This window comes from Paenibacillus sp. 32O-W (assembly GCF_007679495.1).
GTDB lineage: Bacteria > Bacillota > Bacilli > Paenibacillales > NBRC-103111 > Paenibacillus_L > Paenibacillus_L residui.
This window is the reverse complement of the sequence record NZ_VEGP01000056.1, coordinates 1-21,237: the sequence shown is the minus strand read 5'-3', so window position 1 is coordinate 21,237 and position 21,237 is coordinate 1. Positions and strand designations below refer to the sequence as shown.

The window sequence follows — 21,237 nt, the reverse complement described above, 5'->3', positions numbered from 1 at the left end:
ATCCTTATCGCCCTCCTAACAGGTGTCCATTTAAAAACGGCCCTCCAAAGAAGGACCGTTCCTTTAGAAATAAATATATCTCACTAACAATATTACAAAACATGCCGGATCACCGGTAAGCAGCGCAGATTTAGCAGATCTCCCCTTCTATTAGTCTTGCAGAGGCTCGACCTGACTGCTGTCATTTTGGACCGGCCCCACATTGTATCCGTATTTAATATTCGATGTCGTCCCTTCGAACCAAATCCCTCTGCGGAAGGCTCCGGACAGGATGTTGTCCCTAACAACGCCCATATTCGTACCCTCCTTAATAACGAGAGCATCGTACACGGAGCCGGCTCCTTCGATCAAAAAGTTGCCTGAAACAAGCAAACCGGTAGTTGCGGCAATTTCCATACCATTCGTGGACATCCGCGCCGCATGATTTCCTATAACTCTAACATTTCGGCAATGGTTAATTATCAGGGCGTTGGGTGAATCGCTGATCTGATTATCTTTTGCAATTAATCCTTGCAGTCCTTCGCAGCCAATTCCGGTTTCACGCCCATTCGTTATTACACTTCCGCCAATTTGCACATTTTCCCCATCTTCTATATAAATACTTTGCTTTTGAGCCTCGTTAATCTGATTATCCAGGATCAAGCAATGATTGCAGTTTTTCAGCAGCACCCCATATTCGGAAGGCTTGAAGATTTGATTTCCTTGCACAGTCACATTCAAGCAGCCGGTAATCTCTATGGCGTCCTTTTTCATATAGTTAATCGTATTATTGCAGACCGATATGCGCTTGACGTTCCTTATAATGATTCCTGTATCTTCAGCTACGCTAAAGGTGTTTCCGGCAATCTGCACATCCTCGGAAACGACATCCGTCGAAAAGATACCTATCATAAACCGCCGATTCCCTGCAAAAAAGTCCGGATAAACCGCCACCCCATTAATAAACTGATTGTTCACAATCGACAATCTCCGGAAGGGTCCGGCTGCTCCGTAGACGGCATGATTGGCCCCGCTTACGGCATAAATGCCGCCCCCGCATTCATAGAATCGGTTCTCTGCGATCAACGTGTTCAGCCACTTGTAGGGGCGTATCGCATAATAGCGCATTCCTTCAAACGTGTTGTTTCGGATCGTAATGTTCTGGTGCCATTTTCCTTCCTTATGGGTGTGTCCGCCGACCCCGGCTGTCCAGGCCTTGAACTCTACCGTAGTAGCAATCCCCCCTTTGTTGAATGTATAACTATGACCTTTGCCAAAATAACAATTTTGGATCGTAATGTTTTTACAGTGCGTGTCATCATACGGCAGGGCCCCCTGAATCCCGCTTGTCGAGGCGTGATCGATCTGGATCGCCTCCACATACCAGCGATTATTCGCCAATTCCCGGTAACCATAAAATTTACAGCCGTCAATAACAACGTTCTGGGAGGAATTGATTTCTATCGCATGAGCATCAATGACATCATAAAATTCACAGTGCCGAAAAGTCCAATCCGACGCATGGGCAAATTGGAGTATGTTGCCATCCTCATAACATAAGACAGACGGATTTAACCCGACAAATTCGAAACGGGCATTCTCGAACAGAATATTCCCGTTGCCGCTATAGCCGGCATTGGCCTCGCCATTATACTCATAGTTGTACATCATCGTATTTCCGTGATTCCGCCAGAACACCGCTCCTTGTTCACAGATGACCGAAGTGTTTCCATAAACGACAACAGGCTGGGACCAAACATAATCCCCTCGCGGAACGTAAACGGTTACAGAAATCTGATTGTCCTTCGACAGCCGAAACACATTCCGGAATGCCTCCGTATCGTCCGTTTGTTTATCTCCTTTCGCTCCCCACCATTGCGGATATACCCCTTGCCCATAGAAGTCGCCTGTTACCTTCCCCGCCCCGCCGAAAATGTGACCCAGCCCGGCCTCTACCGAAGACTGGATCTTGACGATCACGCCGGCATCCGGAACCAGCATTGCGCCGTAGTCGAAACGCAAGTGAACTCTTCGGGGAAAAGTCAAGTGACTGCCAATCCGGTAAGTTCCCGCAGGAAAATACAAGGTTGCCTCCGCACGCTGTGCTGTAGATTGAATTAACGCTTCCAAGGCAGCAGCGTCATCTCGGGACCCGTTGCCAAGAACATTGTAATCTTTGACATTATACCAGTCTATATGAACAGACGTTTTTGCCTTCTTACTCCCTTCGGCGCTCCATAATTCTGCGCTATCTTCCTGGGCATAGGCCTGTATTCCCGCCGGAATCTGACTGGTTATTGCCGCACCGGCCAATATTCCGAGCGAGGTAACAAAGCGTCTTCGGCTAATACTGCCGGATGAGGAAGCACCCTCCTCACTCTTCGGTTTCTGACCGCTTCGGCTTTCATTCATAGTTATTCCTCCATTTCTAATAAGGGTGGATCTACTTCTCCCGGGCTTGCAAGCCGTAACTAAAGGCTATTGCAGATCAAGCGGGAACGATTCGTCGTACATTGGAGACTTAACTTAACAAGCGATTCGCCACTCATCCTAAGGGATTGCCACGATGAACTCCCGATCCTGCTCCCTCCCCTGTACATAAGTGCGAGCTTCATTATAATCCGGACTAAATCCTGTCAGGCCCGACAAATCCAGGCGATGGGTCGTCATTCTCATCTGTGTATCCGAGACCTCGACCAGTTTATATTCGAACGGAGTCTCGACCAGGGAGCTGGCGGAGGCGAAGGCGGCTTCCTCGGTCAAATGAAGTGTGTTGAGATGGTTGTGCCCGGATAAGACCACCTTCAAGCCCGGATGCTTGCGAACCAGATTAACGATGGATTGGCGAAAAGTTTCAGGCGCATCATGGATGACTCGGTCCAGTCCGCTTTGCTCCCGGCTCATGCCAAAGACCGGGCTATGGGTGACGAGCACATGCGCCTTCCCTGGGTGAGCCTCAATGGCCTGTTCCAACCGATGGAGCTGTGATTCGGTGAAGCATGGCATCTGCGCGCCCTTCCAGTAATACTCGTAGCCGCTCTCCCAATGATTGGGCATAACGTGGACGACACAGGAAGTGCAAACTACCTCATAATGGGGGGAACCGCCGATAAACAAATCCGGAGCGTGTGACAACCACAGCTCCACTGCGTCGGGGCGGTCCAAATCGTGGTTCCCCAGACATAAATAGACGGGAACGGGCAGCTTCAACAGGTCATAGGCCTGACGAATCAAATCGACACTGCAGCAGTCTATCAGATCTCCACCGTGAATAACGAAATCGGCGGAATGCCGGATCACTTCTCCACGAAGCGCGTTAATCAGATCGGCCAGGCGTTCCGGATAGGCCGTCTGCTGATGAAAGCCAATCGGATTGGCGCCGAAATGAGTGTCTGTCAAATAAAGAAAACGTGTCATGGAAACTTCTCTCCCTCATCCATAATGCAATCCCAAGCAACACAGGATCGTAAACGATTGCCCCGGTTTATGTCATGGTTTGTTCCTTTAGTTCCTTCGCTGCGCCCTTAGCCAACTCCTTCACTAGTTTGTTTACTATTCCTTCCCGCGCCTCTTCAATTGTTCTATCATCACTCGTTCTTTCATTTGTCCCTTCGAATCTTCCTTCAGTTGATTTCCAGATTTATTTATACTGTTGTTCTCCTATTTGTTCCCCCCTTCCTTCTTCACATGTTTCCTTCATTTTGGTCCATTGCACCTTCCCTAACTTGTTCCTTCTCTTGCCTAGGGCAGCATGAGACTGCTTGGCCAACCTCATGCAGCACCGCAATACACGCCGGAGGAGCGAGCATCGGTAAGAAGCTTTACCACTTATACGGAAGGGGAGAGGAGACCGCTCCCCCGCCATCAGTTATTCTTATACCGCTCGTAAGCCGCTTGCTCAATTTCCATATATTTATCAAGCCCCATCTTCTTCACCGTATCGACATATTTATCCCACTCGCTAAAAGGAGTGTCGCCGGCAATCAATTTGGCCTCGGTTTCTAGAATAAAAGTATGGATATCCGAGCCGACCGACGTCATGAATTCTGCCTCCTCCTCCGTATAGTTGAACGCATTCCATATTTCCTGCGGCACATACGGCTCTACCTTCTTCCCTGTTTCTATAGCATTCGGCAGCGATTCGGCTCCCTGGAAGTATTCCGCTTGGACGAAGCCGGGATAGCTTCCCCCGTTCCAGGTGAAATATTTAGTTCTTGCCTGGGTCATCGTAAGACCGTTCGGGTTATTGGTAATATCCTCTACGTATTCCAAGGATCCGTCCGGCTTTTTCGTATAAGTGACCCCTTCTTTTCCCATAAAATAGAACAGGGCCCCCTCGTCGCTGTAGAAATAATCGATCCATCTGACCGTCGCTTCCGGATATTTGTTTTTATTGGTAATCGCCATAGATCCGGGTTGAACCAAAGGCGATTTCACATGGGAGTATAATTGATCGCCATGAGGCCCTTTCAGTGCCCCTAAACCGATGTAATGGTCTAAATTAAAAGCGGTAACCGGATTAGTCGTAATGGCCGATCCGATGTTTCCTTCGGCTCCTTTGGCTCGGAATGCGCTATCCTTAATCGTGAAGATTTCCGGATCGATCAATCCTTCAACATACAGCTTATGAATAAATTCCAGAACCTCTTTATATTTCGGATCGAGGCGGAAAAAACGCAGCTGATCCTGGTCCGGGTCCATATCGACAAATAGATGGCCAAGCCCCCGATTACCCAGACCCCATGACCCTTGAAGCGAATACTTCAATACATTGATATTAGACCCGCTGTATGGAATTTCGTCCGCTCGGCCATTCCCGTTAAGATCGGTCGTCTTGACCGCTTGCAGGAATTTGTAATAGTCTTCAATCGTTTGCGGCTCCTGCATATTCAATTGGTCCAACCAGTCCTTATTGATCCACAGTGGCGTCCCGATCAACATAGGCAGAAACTCGGGAGAGTAAAAGGTTGGGAACGAATAAATATTGCCGTCCGGCATCGTCAGCCCTTTTCTTAAATCCGGATACTGATCCAGCAGCTTTTTGAAATTCGGCGCATACTGATCAATGAGATCATTTAATGGAATCAGCACTTCCTGCTGCGAGCCATATTTCATCAGATCCGTTGCACTCAGCCTGGCCGTATAGAACACATCGGGGTAATCTCCGCTCGCCAGCGCCAGATTGCGTTTTTCTGTTAGGCTTTCAAATGGCACCAGCTGAAAATTCACCTGGATATTGGACATTTTCGCATATTCTTTCCAGACGAACGTTTCTTCGAATTTACTGCTGTTGGATGCATCCTTACCGGTAAAGAAAGTAAGGGAAATCGGTTCCTTCACAATCGGAAATCCGCTTGGATTGAGATTGCCGGCTTCGTCTTGCCCTTCCCCTTTCGCTTCTCCTTGTGCTTCACCTCCCTGGCTCCCCGTCCCTGGAGAGCTTCCTTCCTTGCCACAGGCAGATAATAAGGGGGTCAGAGCCATCACCGCCGCAAGCAGCAGCGATCCCCATTTATTTATTTTCATTAGAAGGATTCCTCCTGTTTTCTTGTTTTCTTTGTCTAGAATATCATCCTTTAAGCGCCCCGATCATAACTCCTTTGACAAAATATTTTTGCAAGAAGGGATACAGTATCAGCATGGGCAGATTAGCCACCACCACGACCGCATATTTCAATGCTTCAATCTGCAGCATGTAATTCATTAGAGTATCATCGTTAGACGAGGCCATCTCATCCATTTGCTCTTGAATCAAAATTTCCCTCAAGAACAACTGTAACGGATATTTGTCGCGATCGGTCAAATAAATCAGTGCGTTGAAAAAAGCATTCCAATGCCCTACCGCATAAAACAGCGTCATGACCGCAATAATCGGCATGGACAAGGGCAGTACGATACGGAGGAGCGTTTGAATATTCGAGCAGCCGTCAATAAAGGCCGATTCCTGAATTTCGAATGGAATGCTGGTCTGAAAGAATGTCCGCATAATGATAATATTCCATACCGACACCGCCCCGGGAATGACCAGTGCCCAGATCGTGTTCAACATGTGCAGATCCCGGATCAACAAATAGAGAGGGATCATCCCGCCACTGAAAAACATCGTAAAAACAATGAGCGCCGTAATGAGGTTGCGCCCGTAGAAATCTCTGCGGGAAAGAGGATAGGCCGCCATGGTCGTAAACAATAGATTAATAGACGTCCCCGTAACCGTATACAGAATCGTATTAAGATACCCCGTCATAATGTCCCGGTTTTCAAATACTTTTCGATAAGCATCGAACGTGAAGCCTTTGGGAAGCAGCCAGATCTCCCCTCGCAGAATGGCCGCCGGCTCGCTGAGTGAAGCGCTTAAAACATAGATTAACGGGTAGATAACGATAAGCAGCACCAATCCCAGGGCTGCATAGACAATTCCTTCAAAGACACGTTCTCCCCGGCTCTTGTACACCATCTACATGATGCCCCCTCACCACAAACTGGTATCGTTAACTTTGCGCGCGATGTAATTGACCACCACCAGCATCAAGAAGTTGACCACCGCATTGAACAACCCTACCGCCGCTGAGTAGCTGTATTGAGCCCCAATAATTCCCGTTCGGTAGACATGCGTCGCAATCACATCGGAAGCGTCCATATTCAGTGAGTTCTGCATCAGGAAAACTTTCTCGAAGCCAACGCTGAGCACCCTTCCGACGTTAAGAATAAGCAGAATCACTATCGTCGGTGCAATAGCGGGAAGATTAATATGCCAAACCCTCCGCAGCCGGCCGGCGCCATCCACTTTGGCCGCTTCGTGAAGCTGAGGATCCACCCCGGACAACGCCGCCAAATAAATGATCGAGCTCCAGCCCATTTGCTGCCAAACTCCGGACAAGACATACACCGTCTTGAACCAACCCGGCGAAGTCATGAACGATACGGGCTCGAAGCCGAACCACTGCAGCAGTTGATTAACAGCTCCGGTTTGTGGAGACAGGAACAAGAACAGCATACCGACAATGACGACGGTGGACAAAAAGTGGGGAGCGTAAGTGACGGTCTGAACGACCCGCTTGAACAGCCGGGAACGGACCTCATTAATCATTAACGCCAACAGAATGGGAATGGGAAAGCCGACAACGAGCTCATACAAACCGATCCCGAGCGTATTCTTGATCAATCTCCAGAAATAAAAGCTTTCGTAAAAGCGCACAAAATGCTTCCAGCCTACCCACGGGCTGCCCAAAATCCCTTTAGTCGCAATAAAATCCTTGAACGCAATCTGCACTCCATACATCGGATAATACTCAAAGAGGACAAAGTAAACGAGTACAGGAAGAATCAACAAATACAAATCCAAATTACGGCGTAGCCTTCTTTGGAGCGGACTCTGCAATTTTTTGCTTACGGGCTCTCTCCCTTTCGGGAGGGCTGCTTTCTTTTTTCCCCCTCGGATGATGATACCCGGTAACGATAATTTAATTTTCTTCACCCCCTTCTCGCGTTTCTCACGGCGATTATATATCGAGCAGGCAGTGAAGCCTATTTACCGTTTTCTAAATCCTTGACAACATTATCAACCAGTCAAAAAAGTGAAAACTATAGAGAAAAAAGGCAATCCATTTATATAAAAAGATGGCTGTGGCCTAAGATTTCGCATGATACAATCAAAAGGAAACGCTCCGTCGCCTTATACGGCGATGATTTTCCGAGCACGGAAAGAACGTCTATAAGTTCAAGCTTGTACAAAAAAACTTCTGAGGGTGTTGTCCAATTGTCATCTCGCATTAAGACCAGAAACTCTTTATTTATCCAAATGTTCACCGGATTTCTTGCCGTGATTTTTCTGCTTTCCTCCCTTCATTGGATTTCTTTCTCCATTTTAAAAAACGATACCAAGGGGGAAATGATCAAGTACAATCGTCTGCTGCTGCAGAACGCCGTGAAGGAGTACGAGGATCTATTCAAGTCCGTCAAAAGCATTCTATACAGTCTCTACTACGACCCTAAAGTAACGTCCGCCAACGTGAAGCTGGCCTTGCAAAGAATGGACCGGATCGATTATATGAAAGAGGGGCAGATCGTTAACCAGATTGAAAACCATGTTTCAAACAGCGATTTGTTTTTGGACAATATTCTTATTTATTTCAATCAATCCTCCCTCGTTCTGGATAAGGGAGGGCGATCGGACGCAGAGTTTACTTTTGCAAACGATTACAGAAGTTCAAGCTATCCTTTCAGTTTTTGGCAGAAGCAATTCGGTGAAGGGTATACTTACCGGACTTTTCCAAAAAGCGAATTTTCCGTTGTCCCGGGGTTTACCAAAAGCCTTCTGCCTATCTCCATCAAAGAAACGCCAAAGTATCAAATTATCGCTTTGCTGGATGCGGATCGGATGCTGCAAACGTTTCACAACGTGCCTGATGCCGAATTTATGATTATGAATAGTGACCGGCAGATCATTTTCCAAACAGCCGGAGATTTTCCGGAACCCGCCCTCAGCGCAATAGAAGGAAAGGAAGGGGAGCTTGAGTGGGGACAGCATTATTATTTCTTGCAGAAAGGAAATGAAACCGGATTCACTTACGTCACCATGATACCTGCCTCCATCATTACTTCACAAATGGAGAAATTTAACCTCACGTTGCTGCTTGCTCTAGGCTTGTCGATTGGAGTGGGGATTGTCTGCTCCCATTTCTTCAGCCGCAGGCTGCATCGCCCGGTCAAGCAAATCATCGCCTCCGTCCAGCAATCGCAGCAGGGGAGCCTGGGAAGCGCGATTGGCGAGTTCAATTTGATCCATGATAAAATTCATTCTTTGATCAAGGAGAAGAACGACATTCAAGCCGAGCTGCTGGACCAAAGGTCGCTGCTGACCAATTACGGGTATATTAACAAGCTGAAAATGATCCGCTCGGATTTGAACGACCTGCAGGAATTCATCCGGGCGAACCGGAAATTCCGAATCGTTCTTTATCACCTGCAGTATTGCAATGCTTCCTTACAGCAAATGGGCATTACGACTGACGAAGTCTCTTACTATCTTCGGGAATATATTAATTTAACAGTGTCCGAAAGCTTCCCGGGTTCACATACGTTTCAGATTGAAAGCGATCAGATTTTATCGATTCTTTTCGAAGATGAACCGACAGAGAATGTCAAGGAAACTCTGCTCCCATTGAAAAAGGTTTGGGACGGGGATGCCGGGTATTACCTTATTTCCGTGGCTCTAAGCTCCGTCTACACTTCCGCTGCAGAGTTCAGTACCGCATACAATGAAGCTTTGGACAAGGCCGCTCAGGCCAAATTGCTTGGGGAAACGCAAATTATCTCCGATCTCCGCCCGCCGGCCAAGCATCACCCTTTTATACCGGAGAAAGAAAAGGAGTTCGAGCTTAACCTGCGTGAAGGGAATGACGTGGAGTGCAGGGAAATCCTGAACCGGATGCTCGATTATTTGCAGCACAAGGAAGAGAGCGCCGAACGCATCAAGCAGTTTGCCAAATCGATACTGGAGACAATGATCCATCTTGCCGGATCGATTATCCCGGACCCGAATCTATCCGAGCTTCAGAAGGCCTTGCGGCAAACGGAAGAGTGCTTCACCCTGGACCAATTGAAACGGCTGCTCGAACCGCAGGCGTCCCGCGTCGCATCGTTATTCAGCTCGGTTAAGAACGAGCGGAACGATTTGGTCAATCGCGCGACAGACATTTTGGAGTTGCGCTATGCGGAGGATATTTCGTTGGATTCGGTGGCGGACAGCCTCAATATTTCAAGCAATTATTTGTCTATATTGATGAAGGAGAAAACAGGGATTAATTTCAGCGAGCACTTAAACAATATCCGTATCCGCAAAGCGAAGGAATTGCTCGAATCTACCAGCCTTAGTGTACAGGAAGTAGGTATAAGGATCGGCTACCGCAACGTCACTTCTTTTATCCGCATGTTCAAAAAAATAACCGGCCTGACGCCGGGCGATTACCGCAAGCAGATCAAGCTAGAGACTTTGCGGTAAGCTGCAAATTCCGGTAATGATACGGTTTCCGTGATCAGCACAGCCACCAAACGGTTATTGTGCCTGCAATTCCGGTCGGGGAGAGACCTGGAGGAATCGCAATAACTCCCATAACGATTTAAATAGGGGAGGGGTCACGTTGGAAAAAATACCAGACTTTAAGACCGAAATAAAACTGTAATGCTCTTACGACGATCACCAAATCGTAAGGTACGGACAATTCCTGTGAAGACCACCAAGGAAATGGGCAGGCACGACGTCCGGTGAAAGAGGCGTATATCCGGAGCGCGTCTTTAACTTATTGTTTTTCATGAATTTTTTTAGCAGGGATTTAATATAAGCTATAGAATAAACCTCCAAATGAAATGTTAGGATAGGAGGGACTACTATCTATAACAAACGAACTGAATTATTTTTGATACTCTGGAAAAAGGTCAAAGAGCGCACATTATATAAAACGATATTTGTATTTTTCATGGGAATTTGGGGAGCGGCTATAGGTGTTTTTTTCGCCATATTACTTCTCTGGGGTTATGAGTATAAATGGAAATTAATATTGATACTAATCGGTTTTGTAGGCGGAATTTTGTTAAGTTATAGTCAATATGGATACTGGGACAAGAAATATAATAGTTTTAAGGATTTTGCCGAGAAGCATCAATCAAGAAAATGAAATTTATTGTGTGGGAGGGGGGAGATCCCCCGCCGAGAACTAGAAAAGAAATGCGTGTGATGCTCGATGATACTTAAGGCCAAGCCAGCTCCACGCCATGTTTCGTCAGCAGCTTCTGGAAATCGGCCAGTTCGGCCTTATCGTTCCGCACGCTGCGTGGAGAAATCCCTCGGTCCAGGCAATAGGCGGCCAAAGCCCCCGAGGCTTCGCCAATGTTCCACTCAACGGGATGAAGTCGATAGCAGCCATTCGTAATATGGGTCGTACCGATATTCTTGCAAGCCGGAAGCAGGTTATTCATCCGGATGGGCAGAAGGCTGCCTAACGGAATGTGGAACGGCAGGCTGGCCACATCAATATAGTTGCGGCCTCCGGTGCTGGGGTGCAGATCGATATGATAATATCCGATCCCTACACTGTCCTCATACCGAACCGCGCCCTGCTCCCCCCGAATCTCCGGACTGAGATGCTGCTCCACGACCGTGAATTCCGCCTTGATTCTTCTCGATTCCCGGATGTATGCCATCTGCGCCAGGCCGTCCTCGGTCCCCATGACATCGCCCCTGAGCCGTAGGCCGGGATAGCCTTGCTTGTCATCCGGACGCGGCGCTTCGGTCTGCATCCAGTATAGAAGAGACAAGCTTAACTGCTTGGCCTGTTCCAGATGCTTCTGCCTTTCCTCCGGGCTCACATCGATGACCGGACCGAGCCAATAGTCGTTTTGCGGCCAATTGACGATCGTGATATCGCTCTGGAAAGTGCCCGGCTCGAACAAATTTTTGTCTATGACTCTCCGGTAGTTCCAGAGGGAGAACAAGCCGTCCCTTGGAAACAGCGCATATTCCACCTTCTCCAGTGTACGCGGCTTAGGGGAATACCAGCTCAGCTGCCTCTCCGGCCAGAAGTCCGCCTGGTACTGCCTCCAGAAATCGTAATCCTTCGGCCTGGCAATCGTATGGTCTTCCCCTTCGATATAATCGATGGCGAAACAATGCGTGATGGCCTGCATATCCATCGGATCGGCCGCTCCCTGCATGGCGTGAGGCTCCCCTGTCTCCTTCACGGATTCCGCTCCGGTCGTATATTCCGTACCGGTTAACGGCAGCAAATCGCCGCAATCGGTCGCATCGAGAAAATAAGGAGCGGTCAGCACCAGTCTCTCCCCATCCGCCAACCGGCGCACGGTGACTGCCCGGACGTTGTCGCCGTCCGTCTCGGCTGCGATCGGAACGACCCCCGTGATGACGGTTAACCGACCGCTGTGCTCATACGGGGCCAGCATCGCCTTAAGCACGGCATAAGCCGCCCTCGGCTCGTGGCTGATGCGGCTCACCATCGCATTGCCGGGATTTAACAGCGGCTTAAGCTTCTCGCTCTCCCGCAGAGGGAAGAACTGCCTGTAGTAGCTGCGGACATGCTCCCGGTAAGCCCGGTAGCTCCTAGTACAGCCATGATGCTCAATCCAATGATGCTCATCGGGAGGCACCGCCTGCGAGGTTAACTGGCCGCCGATCCATGCCGCCTCCTCGGTCAGAACGACGCGCTTGCCCATCCGGGCAGCCGCCAGCGCTGCTGCACAGCCCCCCGTGCTTCCGCCTACAATCACAATATCGCTATGGATATGCTGCAATCTTTATCTTCCTTTCTATTCCTGAAAATCGGATGGGCTTTTGCCCGTATATTTTTTGAACACCCGCGCGAAATAGCTTGGATCCTTGTAGCCCAGCCTGTCCGCGACTTCATAGACCATCACTCTCTCCACCTGGAGGAGATGAATCGCTTTCTCCATTTTTTTGCGGATAACGAAATCGGAGAAAGACTCTCCCGTCACTTTTTTGAACATGCGGCTTAGATAAGAGGAATTGATATAGACATGCTGGGCGGCATCCTCCCTCGTAATATTTTCATAGATATGCTCGTCCACATAATCCATCACCTGCTGGATGATCTTCGTCTTGCGATCCGTGCGGAACCCTTCGTAGCTTTTGCTTAATTCGATATATAGCTGCCGCCACCAGCTCATCATTTCCTCCAAGGTGCGGAATTGCTCGGGATGCCTCCACTTCTCCATCTGCTCATCATTAACGAAAGAACGGACACTCTTGCCCAGCCGATGGGCCAGCCCGGTGAAGATGCCCGCCAATTGAAAAGACCATTCGTCCGCATAAGCAAGGCTGCCGCTCTCCTTCCATTGCCCGAACAACTCCTCCATCATTCTCGCGATTTCTGCCTCGTCGTTCATTTCGACATGCTGCACCAGCAATATCTCATCGGAAGGATTAAGGAGGGCGAACGGATTCTGCTCGGGCTGAGCCAGACTTTTATGAAGAATCGTATTCGTCCCGAGGGATAGCTTCAGCCTGAGCAGACCGATCGTTTCTTTAAAAATGCGGGGAAGCTCCGCGGCGTGCACCGCTTCGGCACTAACTGCCGCGGTCAGGCTGATCTTGAGAAGGGAATTGATCTTGACCCGGGCCTGCTCCGCCCACAGCGACAAATCCTCCGCCAAATCGGAGGAGAATGATTGATAAATGACCACCGTCTGCCCGTTCCCCCGCTGATAAGCAATTCCGCTGTCACCCAGCAATTCTCCTATGACGTTGTTCATCGCGAACTCCAGCAATCTGCCGTCGCCGCTGGACAAGCCTTCCTTCCCGTCCATTTCGAATATGGCTATGGCGGCTTCCATATCCCACTCGTAAGGAATATTCAAGAAGGAGAAGCTCTCCCTTAAGGTATCTTCCCCTGTAGGAGCGGCTCCGTTCAGCCATTCTTCCAGGAAAGCGTTGCGAAGCACCGGCAGACTGCTCTTCAGCTTCTCCTCCCATTCCAATGATTTGGCCTGCCGCTGAAGATCTGCTTGCAGCTCCTCCCGGACTTTGTCCAGTTCCGTATGAAAACGTTTCTTGCCGATAGGCTTCAATAAATAATTGGTGACCCCGAGCGATATGCATTTCTGGGCGTACGTGAACTCGTCATGTCCGCTGATAATAATGACCTTCGTATGCGGCTGGATTTCGAGAATCGCCTCGGTCATGGCCAGCCCGTCCATAACCGGCATGCGAATATCCGCTACGACCAGCTCGGGCCGATGAAGGCGGAACAGCTCCAAGCCTTCCAGCCCGTTGGCTGCCGTCCCGATAAGCTCCATGCCGAACAGCGGCCAATCGATCGCTTCGGCCAAGCCTTTGCGGACCCGCGGCTCATCTTCAACGATGATTACTTTTATGCTCATGCGTATCTGCTCCTTCCAGGCGATCCAGCCGAATCCGAATGGCGACGCTGGTTCCTTCCTGCAGCTTGCTCGTCATTTGGAAGTCCATGTCGTCTCCGTACACAATCTTCAGCCGCTGATACAGGTTCCGCAGCCCGTAAGTCGCGTCGGAAGACCCGTGCTCCCGCTTGATTTCATTCCATAATTTCCACAGGCCCTCTTCGTCCATGCCAATCCCCGTATCGGTCACCCTGCATGTCAAGTACTCCCCTTCGCGCTTGATCCGGATCGTCAGCCGGCACGTATCCGCGGCCTTCTCCAGCCCGTGAACGATGGAATTCTCCACGATAGGCTGCAGCATCAGCTTCATGATCCGCAATGACGATACCGCGGGATCGATGTCCCAATGAACTTCAAATTTGTCGGTATGCCTGAACTGTTGGATACGTATATAGCCTTTCAAGTGCTCTATCGTTTCCTCCACCGTAATGAAATCTTTGCCGCGTGACAGGCTTAAACGGAAAAAATTGGACAAATCCAGCACCACTTCACCTATCTCATCCACGCCGCTTTCCTCCGCCACCCAATAAATGGAATCGAGCGTATTATACAAAAAGTGAGGGTTCACCTGCGATTGCAAAAATTTCAGTTCTATCTCTCTCTTATGAAGCTGCTCCTCCAGAATTTCCCGCCGCATCTTCTGTTCATTCTGCACCATATCGTTGAAACGCTGCTGCAAAAAGCCAAGCTCATCCATCCGTTTAATGGGTATCGGACGGAACGCAAGACCTTTCTCAATGGTAAGCATTCCTTTAATAAGCCTCTTGATCGGATTGAAAATTTGCAGATAGAGCACATGGAACAGCAGCAGCAGAAAAATAGCGATGACAAGCAGGACCGCAACCGCTATCCGCTTCATCGTAAGTACATCCTTCATGATTTCGGCATAAGGGATAATCATATGAACAGTCCAATCGGTCGTCTCCGATCGCTTGTGCACCGCCAGATAAGAGTTCCCGTCTATTCGGATCGTCTCGTAGGGCTGCCGGAACGATTCCTTCACGGCCAGAGCCCCGGCCGATTCGCCCAGAGGGGCACCCGCGGTGTAAAAAAGATCCCCTCCGGCACTATGGATCACAATCCCCGTCCCGTTCCATAATTCGATCCGGCCGACGAACAAATCCAGCACCTGCTTGTTAAAATTGATCATCAGCAGGTTTTCGTGATTTTTGCCCGGCAGCTTCTGCACCACGGTGATCATGGATTGCGTTCCCTGTCTGAACGATGGCAGAGCTCCGGGAAGATCGGCCCCAATCGCCAGCGGCTCATTCTGTCCAAGCATTTGCTGAATCCATCCCATCTGATCCCTGGAAGGGGTATTGTAAATGCCGTCAGCGGTCGACAGCACCTTCCCGGATTCCGGATTGTAGATCCCGACGGAATAAAGATAGGGATTCAAGACCGAGTAGTTCTTCAGCTTGTCCAGCAGCTGAATCATTGACCAGACGGAGGAAGAGGAAGAGAAATCCGGATTCTCCCTAAGCAGCTTGATGAAGCCGCTGTCGCTGGCTATCGCATTGGACAGCCGTATATTATTGCCAATATATACCTCCATGTTTCCCATCAGCGTCTCCATCGTCTGTTGAGCGAGCACGCTCACTTTATTCTCAAGAGTCGACTGAAACCAGAAAAACAAGGCATATACGAGAACGAAAAAAAGAAGAAGATGGCCGACGACCAGAAAGATTAATTTTTGTTTAATCCCCAGCTTTTTTCGTCTTTGCTCCATCTTCCTCATGCTTCTCACCGTACCTTGGGTTGTCTATATTTTATTTCGCGCTTTCGTACCATTGCTGTACTTCTTGAGCAATTTCTTCTCCGCCCTTCTGCTTATATTCCTCTACGAAGGAATCAAAAGCGTCAATCGGCAGCTCGCCGACAATGATTTTAATAAAGGTTTCCTCCCGCAGCTTGTTCAGACTGCTCTGCTTCTCCACCATGGTCGGAGTCGGAGCACCCAGATACTTATTCGAAATGCCATACATGGAGGAATGCTCGATCGTGCCGACCAGATTGAATTGGGCGCCGAGAGATTCCATCTTCTTGGCGTTCAGCTCTTTGGGCTGCATGAACATCAGCTGCTGACGGTAGCCATACTTGTTATGGTTCTCGAAATTGAGCGCGTATTTTCCGTCCTCCATAGTATACATGAAACCTTCTCCCAGATCGTCAAAGCCGAAGACAAATTTGTCGATCGTCTCCGGAACCGCCATCCAGTTAAGCATGCGCAGGATAGCATCCAGATTTTTAGCCTGGCTGCTGATCACGGCAAACGATTTATATTCGGCTCCGCCCGCTACACCTTGCTTGCCGTTCGGTCCGATCGGAGGTGCGATGGGAATCCATTCCGCTTCCGGATCGTTCTGCTTGCTCGTATTAATCTCGCTTCTCGGAGCCGCCCAGCTTCCTTCATAGATGCCGACCTGATTGTTCGCCACCTTCTCGTTGTAGGCGGCAATTTTCGTAATTGGCCATTCGTTATCCAGCAGCTTATCCTCATGCAGCTTGCGGATGTAGGCCAGCGCTTCCTTCATTTCCGGCTGGATATCGGCCTGGACCAGCTTGCCGTCCTTCTCCACCCAATATCCGGGAATGACCCCGAACGCGCCAAACAGGTGCGACCAGCCGAGCATATTTTCGTAAGCAATCATTCCGTACGTGTCGTTCTTATTCGTGCCGTTCGGATCCTGATCGCGGAAGGCTCTCGCCACATTCTCGAATTCCTCCAGCGTCTTCGGCACTTCCAGCCCCAGCTTATCCAGCCAGTCTTTGCGGATATAGACGTTGTCGGTCGCTTTATTGCCATCATTCAGAACGGGAATGGCGTAAATCTTGCCATTGTTCTTAGCTGCTTCCCATGCGCTTGGATAAACCGCATTCATCAAGTTGCTGTAGGAATCCAATTTCCCGTCCAATTCCATCAAAGCGCCCATTTCCGCATTTTCCATCAGCCAGTTCTGATAGCTGGCGGGGATGACGAACAGATCGGGAATATCATTGGAGGCGAATTTCAGCGTGAGCTTATTCATAAATTCATCGGCCGCCGAAGGGCCGTATTCGATTTGCAGATCGACATTATTTTCCTTCTCGATCAATTGCGTCCAAGGGTTGTTGTTAATATCCTCGCCGGCCGGGAAGTTGGCTCCGCCGGACATAAATACTTTAATCACATCGGGCTTCGCCTTGTTTTCTCCTTGAACCTCCTGCCCCTTATCGGTGGAGCTTGGGCCGGCGTTGTTCGACGTACCGGAGCCGCAAGCAGCCAGCATGGACAGAGACAGAACGGCGGCCAGCGGGATCATAGCTTTTTTCTTCATGAACATGGACCCTCCCTAAATATAAGTATAGAACACATCAGGACAAACGGCGCGTTATTCCTTAAGCGAACCGAGCATCACCCCTTTGGCAAAATATTTTTGAATGAAAGGATAAATCAGGATCATCGGAATGACGCTGGCCATAATAGTCGCTGCCTTCAATGTCTCCGGGGAGACCAGGAACAAGCCGGTGTTGTTCGTCATTTCGATGTTGCTGTCGTTAAGCACGATCATATTTCGCAAATACACCTGAAGCGGATTCAGATTAACGTTGCTGATATACATGACCGCATCAAAGTAGCTGTTCCAATGCATGACCGAATAGAACAAGGTCAAGGTCGCCACCGCCGGCAGGGACAGCGGAATGTAGATTTTCCACAAAATCGTGCCATGCCCCGCTCCGTCCATCTTGGCCGATTCCTCGAGGCTGACCGGCACGGATTGAAAGAAGTTTTTCAACAGAATAAGGTTAAAGGCACTGACAGTGGAAGGCAGCAGCAGCGCCCACAGCGTATCCAGCAGGTGCAGCTCCTTCAGCAGCAGGAAAGACGGGATCAATCCCCCGTTGAACAGCATGGTGAAGATAACCAGATTCATGACGAGACCCCGGCCCTTCAAGTCTTTGCGGGACAGCGGGTAAGCCATCAGGCTCGTTACGACCATATTGATCGTCACCCCCGCCACTACGCGGATGATCGATATTCCGAACGCTTTATAGAAAGCACTGTCCTGCAGCAGCAGCTTGTAAGCCTCGATTTGAAAATCAACCGGAAAAATCGTCACCCGGTTAGAGACGACCGCCGTTTGGCTGCTCAGCGACTGCGCCAGCACATGCAGAAAGGGGAAGAGGGTTACCGCCCCGAACAAAGCAAGCAGCGAATAGTTGAGCAGGCTCCCCAGCTTGGATGAAACATTAACTTTGCCCATTACCACAGTCCCCCTCCGCCCAAGCGCTTCGCCAGCCCGTTCGCAATGTAGATCAAGATCAGCCCGACCGTGGACTGAAACAGGCCGACGGCTGTGGCAAAGCTGTATTTTTGTTCCGTCAACCCGACGCGGTACACATAGGTGTCGATGATGTCTCCGACCTCATAAACGAGCGGATTGTACAGCATGAATACTTGCTGCACGCCCAGCTCCAGAATATTTCCAAGCTGCAGGATAAACAAAATAACGATCGTCGTCCGTATGCTGGGCAAGGTGATATGCCAAATCTCGTGCCATTTCCTGGCTCCGTCCATTCTCGCCGCCTCATACAGGGAAGGATTTACTCCCGCTATGGCCGCCAAATAAATGATGGAGGACCAGCCCGACTCTTTGACAATGTCGGAGACAACTAGAATGGCCCGGAAGAATTGCTTCTGTGTCATAAACAGGACCGGATCGCCTCCGAACCAGGAAATGAGCGAGTTGATCATTCCCTTCGAGGAGAGCACCTGAATAACAATCCCTCCGAAAATAACCCAGGAGAAAAAATGCGGAATGTAAAACAGCGTCTGCGCCGTCGCCTTGAACCATGTCTTCCGCACTTCATTGAGCATGAGCGCCAGCATAATAGGAACCGGGAACCCGAATAACAGCTTGTACATGCTGATGATAAGAGTATTGCGAAAAACGGTGATGAACTCGGCATCTTCGAAAAAACGGATAAAATGCTTGAACCCGACAAAGCTGCTTCCCGAAATTCCTTTGAAGGGGCTGTAATCCTGAAAAGCTATAATGATGCCGTACATCGGCAAATATTTGAAGACGATAAAATAAAGCAGTCCCGGCAGAAGAAACAGATAGAGCAGCCAGTCCGCACGAATGGTTCGCAGCCATCCTCTTCTTTGCATCCATACTCCCCCTTGCTGTTCGGTGCGGCAAAATTGCGCCCTTCGTTTGCCATCATTGTAGATAAGATCGGTCTTCGAGGGCAGATGAAAATCGTTGAATTTATGGGACGATTGTGACCTTTTCCTCTCCGAGGAGGTATGCGGCGGCAGAGGCCTGCAAGGACGGGGCCCGGTCATAAGCGAGCAGGCACGACGCGGAGCGTTCCCGCACATCGTATTCGGAGCCGAAATGAATCCACAACCCCTTCCGCACGCCGCCCAGCAGCCGGTCGGCCGCTTCCGTGAAGGCCTCTCCCATGGGCTTGTTATGGGAAACGGCCAGCAGAACCCGGGCATCCGCAGGGAGCTCCGATAACAGAGCGAGCGTTCCCTCGTAGCTTGGAGCGGATTCTTCACGCAGGTTCGGCAAACCGGAGCGGAGCCGCTCGGCAAACCCGGCGGTATGCTCGTCGCGGATCAGAATCCATGGCTGCTTCTGCGGTTCTCCCGCCAGCACTCCCCGCTGCAAGCCGCGAAGAGGAGTCAGCGCTTGGTCCGCAAGCGCCCTGCTGATCCGCTGCGAGGCCGGGGAGTTCAGCCGGTCCGTCGATATATCCGGGAACTGGTATTGCTCCGCCGTTAACCGGTACTTTTGCTTCATCTGAAGGATTCTCCGGACGGATTCCTCAATACGGGCCTCCGTAATTTCCCCCTGCTCCACTGCGGTTACAACAGCCTCCAGCACCGATTCCGCCTGCTCATAACTGTCCACAGTCGCGAGTAATATGTCCGCTCCGGCCTGAACAGCACGAACACAGGCCTCCTCCAGTGTAAATTGATTAGTAATTCCTTTCATGGACAGCCCGTCCGTTACGATTAATCCTTGAAAATTCAACCTCTCTCTAAGCAAACCGGTCGTCAAAGTATAAGATAGGGAAGCCGGCAGGGAAGAGTCGTCCCAGGCGGGAACGGCAATATGTCCGACCATTACGGCATCCACCCCGCCCCGGATTGCTTCCCGGAAAGGAGCCAGTTCGAAGCTTTCGAGCCGCTCCCGGCCGAAGGGAAGCACGGGCAAGGCTTCGTGGGAATCGACGTGAGTGTCCCCATGACCCGGAAAATGCTTCGCCGTGGCGATCATCCCATGCTCCTGATATCCCCGAATGACGGCTCGGCCCAGTCTGGATACCGTATCCGCATCCTCTCCAAACGAATGAGTGCCGATGACCGGGTTGAGCGGGTTATTGTTAATATCAACGACCGGGCTGTAGTTGAAATTAACTCCCATCGCCAAGGACTCCTCAGCCGTAATCCGCCCGGATTCATAGGCAAGCGCTTCGTCCCCGCCGGCTCCAATCGCGCGGTTCTTCGGGAAATGGACGGCCCCTTCCCGAAGCTTACAGCCGGCACCGGCGACGAGGTCGGCCGCTATGAACAGCGGAATGCCGCTGCCTTCCTCAAGCGATGCTTGCTGTAAATCGCGGCAGAGCTCCCCGACCTGTCGGGGATGGATTAAAGCCGACGTGCCTAGAAATATCCCCCCCGCCTTCAACCGGGTGACCAGCTTCCGTGTGTCGTCATCCAGGACAGAAGCGAAAGCGGGAAAAGTGAACAGCTGCGCAACCTTCTCTCTAAGATTCATTTCTTGTAAATTCATAGATTTCTCCTCCGTTTTCCATGTCCGATAATGGATTCATTGTAAAAGGCGGAGAATTAAAAACGTAGAGGAATAACGTACGATTTCCGGTACTATTGTGACCAGATGTCCGCCAGCCTGTGCCCAGCTTGTCCGGATGGCCCGGCTTGCCCTCTAGCGATGCAGTCGCTAGTCAGGCGGACTAAACATGTGGTTGACCGCCGTCATGAGGACGACAAACACCGCGCACTGGGAGTCTCGCGCGTTGCGATGCGGAAAGAAAGTGCAAAGTGATGATGCATGGCCTTCGAAGCGTATCCCGTCAGCCTTGGCGGGGTCACGCGCCATTTCGCTTGCACGGCACCAACAGAAAATGAAAACAGACGGATTTTCAAGGTAGACCCCACCATCAGATGATGAAAATGGATGGATTTTCATGGAAGAATAGAGTTGAAATTGCTTCAATAAGTGTGAAATTTGAAAACTAAATGGATTTCATACAGTTAGATTTCTATATTCGGAAGAAATATGGAAACTAACTGGA

13 protein-coding genes are annotated in these 21,237 nt (G+C 50.0%); 1 reads left to right on the top strand and 12 read right to left on the bottom strand.

Features of this window, described 5'->3' with window-relative positions:
- Positions 1-150: 150 nt before the first annotated feature.
- The 5 genes from FS806_RS19035 to FS806_RS19015 all read right to left on the bottom strand — a co-directional run bounded on the left by FS806_RS19035 (position 151) and on the right by FS806_RS19015 (position 7,357).
- Positions 151-2,391, bottom strand: coding sequence for a right-handed parallel beta-helix repeat-containing protein (locus FS806_RS19035; protein WP_144939800.1), 2,241 nt, complete (start codon positions 2,389-2,391; stop codon positions 151-153).
- A gap of 138 nt (positions 2,392-2,529) precedes the next feature.
- A complete protein-coding gene (locus FS806_RS19030) occupies positions 2,530-3,396 on the bottom strand; it encodes a metallophosphoesterase family protein (protein WP_144939798.1) in 867 nt (288 codons plus the stop codon).
- A 447-nt stretch (positions 3,397-3,843) separates the two neighbouring features.
- Positions 3,844-5,505: an extracellular solute-binding protein gene (locus tag FS806_RS19025; protein WP_144939796.1), complete on the bottom strand. Its 1,662-nt coding sequence runs from the start codon at positions 5,503-5,505 to the stop codon at positions 3,844-3,846.
- 43 nt (positions 5,506-5,548) lie between these two features.
- Entirely contained in the window at positions 5,549-6,433 is an 885-nt protein-coding gene (locus FS806_RS19020; protein ID WP_144939794.1) for a carbohydrate ABC transporter permease, read from the bottom strand.
- A 15-nt stretch (positions 6,434-6,448) separates the two neighbouring features.
- Positions 6,449-7,357 carry an ABC transporter permease gene (locus tag FS806_RS19015; RefSeq protein ID WP_260982170.1) on the bottom strand — a complete coding sequence of 303 codons (909 nt, stop codon included), beginning with the start codon at positions 7,355-7,357 and terminating at the stop codon, positions 6,449-6,451.
- A gap of 378 nt (positions 7,358-7,735) precedes the next feature.
- Here FS806_RS19015 and FS806_RS19010 point away from each other — a divergent pair, with 378 nt between their 5' ends.
- Entirely contained in the window at positions 7,736-9,979 is a 2,244-nt protein-coding gene (locus tag FS806_RS19010) for a helix-turn-helix domain-containing protein (protein ID WP_144939792.1), read from the top strand.
- A 746-nt stretch (positions 9,980-10,725) separates the two neighbouring features.
- On the opposite strand, the gene FS806_RS19005 is transcribed toward FS806_RS19010, so the two are convergent.
- The 7 genes from FS806_RS19005 to FS806_RS18975 all read right to left on the bottom strand — a co-directional run bounded on the left by FS806_RS19005 (position 10,726) and on the right by FS806_RS18975 (position 20,714).
- Positions 10,726-12,282: an FAD-dependent oxidoreductase gene (locus tag FS806_RS19005; protein ID WP_144939790.1), complete on the bottom strand. Its 1,557-nt coding sequence runs from the start codon at positions 12,280-12,282 to the stop codon at positions 10,726-10,728.
- 15 nt (positions 12,283-12,297) lie between these two features.
- Positions 12,298-13,887 (bottom strand): response regulator transcription factor, encoded by a 1,590-nt coding sequence (locus FS806_RS19000; RefSeq protein ID WP_144939788.1) that lies wholly within the window; start codon positions 13,885-13,887, stop codon positions 12,298-12,300.
- Entirely contained in the window at positions 13,862-15,655 is a 1,794-nt protein-coding gene (locus tag FS806_RS18995) for a cache domain-containing sensor histidine kinase (protein ID WP_186328435.1), read from the bottom strand. Before FS806_RS18995 ends, FS806_RS19000 begins: the two co-directional genes overlap by 26 nt.
- Positions 15,656-15,695: 40 nt before the next feature.
- Entirely contained in the window at positions 15,696-17,243 is a 1,548-nt protein-coding gene (locus FS806_RS18990; RefSeq protein WP_186328434.1) for an extracellular solute-binding protein, read from the bottom strand.
- 54 nt (positions 17,244-17,297) lie between these two features.
- Positions 17,298-18,170, bottom strand: coding sequence for a carbohydrate ABC transporter permease (locus tag FS806_RS18985; RefSeq protein WP_144939782.1), 873 nt, complete (start codon positions 18,168-18,170; stop codon positions 17,298-17,300).
- Positions 18,170-19,078: an ABC transporter permease gene (locus tag FS806_RS18980; protein WP_144939781.1), complete on the bottom strand. Its 909-nt coding sequence runs from the start codon at positions 19,076-19,078 to the stop codon at positions 18,170-18,172. The genes FS806_RS18985 and FS806_RS18980 overlap by 1 nt, the downstream gene beginning before the upstream one ends.
- A 100-nt stretch (positions 19,079-19,178) precedes the next feature.
- Positions 19,179-20,714 carry a glycoside hydrolase family 3 protein gene (locus tag FS806_RS18975; protein ID WP_144939779.1) on the bottom strand — a complete coding sequence of 512 codons (1,536 nt, stop codon included), beginning with the start codon at positions 20,712-20,714 and terminating at the stop codon, positions 19,179-19,181.
- Positions 20,715-21,237: the final 523 nt, after the last annotated feature.

Bases quoted from the DNA above. Each gene is read 5' to 3' on its own strand.
- FS806_RS19035 (WP_144939800.1), bottom strand. From the start codon at position 2,391: ATGAATGAAAGCCGAAGCGGTCAGAAACCGAAGAGTGAGGAGGGTGCT.
- FS806_RS19030 (WP_144939798.1), bottom strand. From the start codon at position 3,396: ATGACACGTTTTCTTTATTTGACAGACACTCATTTCGGCGCCAATCCG.
- FS806_RS19025 (WP_144939796.1), bottom strand. From the start codon at position 5,505: ATGAAAATAAATAAATGGGGATCGCTGCTGCTTGCGGCGGTGATGGCT.
- FS806_RS19020 (WP_144939794.1), bottom strand. From the start codon at position 6,433: ATGGTGTACAAGAGCCGGGGAGAACGTGTCTTTGAAGGAATTGTCTAT.
- FS806_RS19000 (WP_144939788.1), bottom strand. From the start codon at position 13,887: ATGAGCATAAAAGTAATCATCGTTGAAGATGAGCCGCGGGTCCGCAAA.
- FS806_RS18995 (WP_186328435.1), bottom strand. From the start codon at position 15,655: ATGGAGCAAAGACGAAAAAAGCTGGGGATTAAACAAAAATTAATCTTT.
- FS806_RS18990 (WP_186328434.1), bottom strand. From the start codon at position 17,243: ATGAAGAAAAAAGCTATGATCCCGCTGGCCGCCGTTCTGTCTCTGTCC.
- FS806_RS18985 (WP_144939782.1), bottom strand. From the start codon at position 18,170: ATGGGCAAAGTTAATGTTTCATCCAAGCTGGGGAGCCTGCTCAACTAT.
- FS806_RS18980 (WP_144939781.1), bottom strand. From the start codon at position 19,078: ATGCAAAGAAGAGGATGGCTGCGAACCATTCGTGCGGACTGGCTGCTC.
- FS806_RS18975 (WP_144939779.1), bottom strand. From the start codon at position 20,714: ATGAATTTACAAGAAATGAATCTTAGAGAGAAGGTTGCGCAGCTGTTC.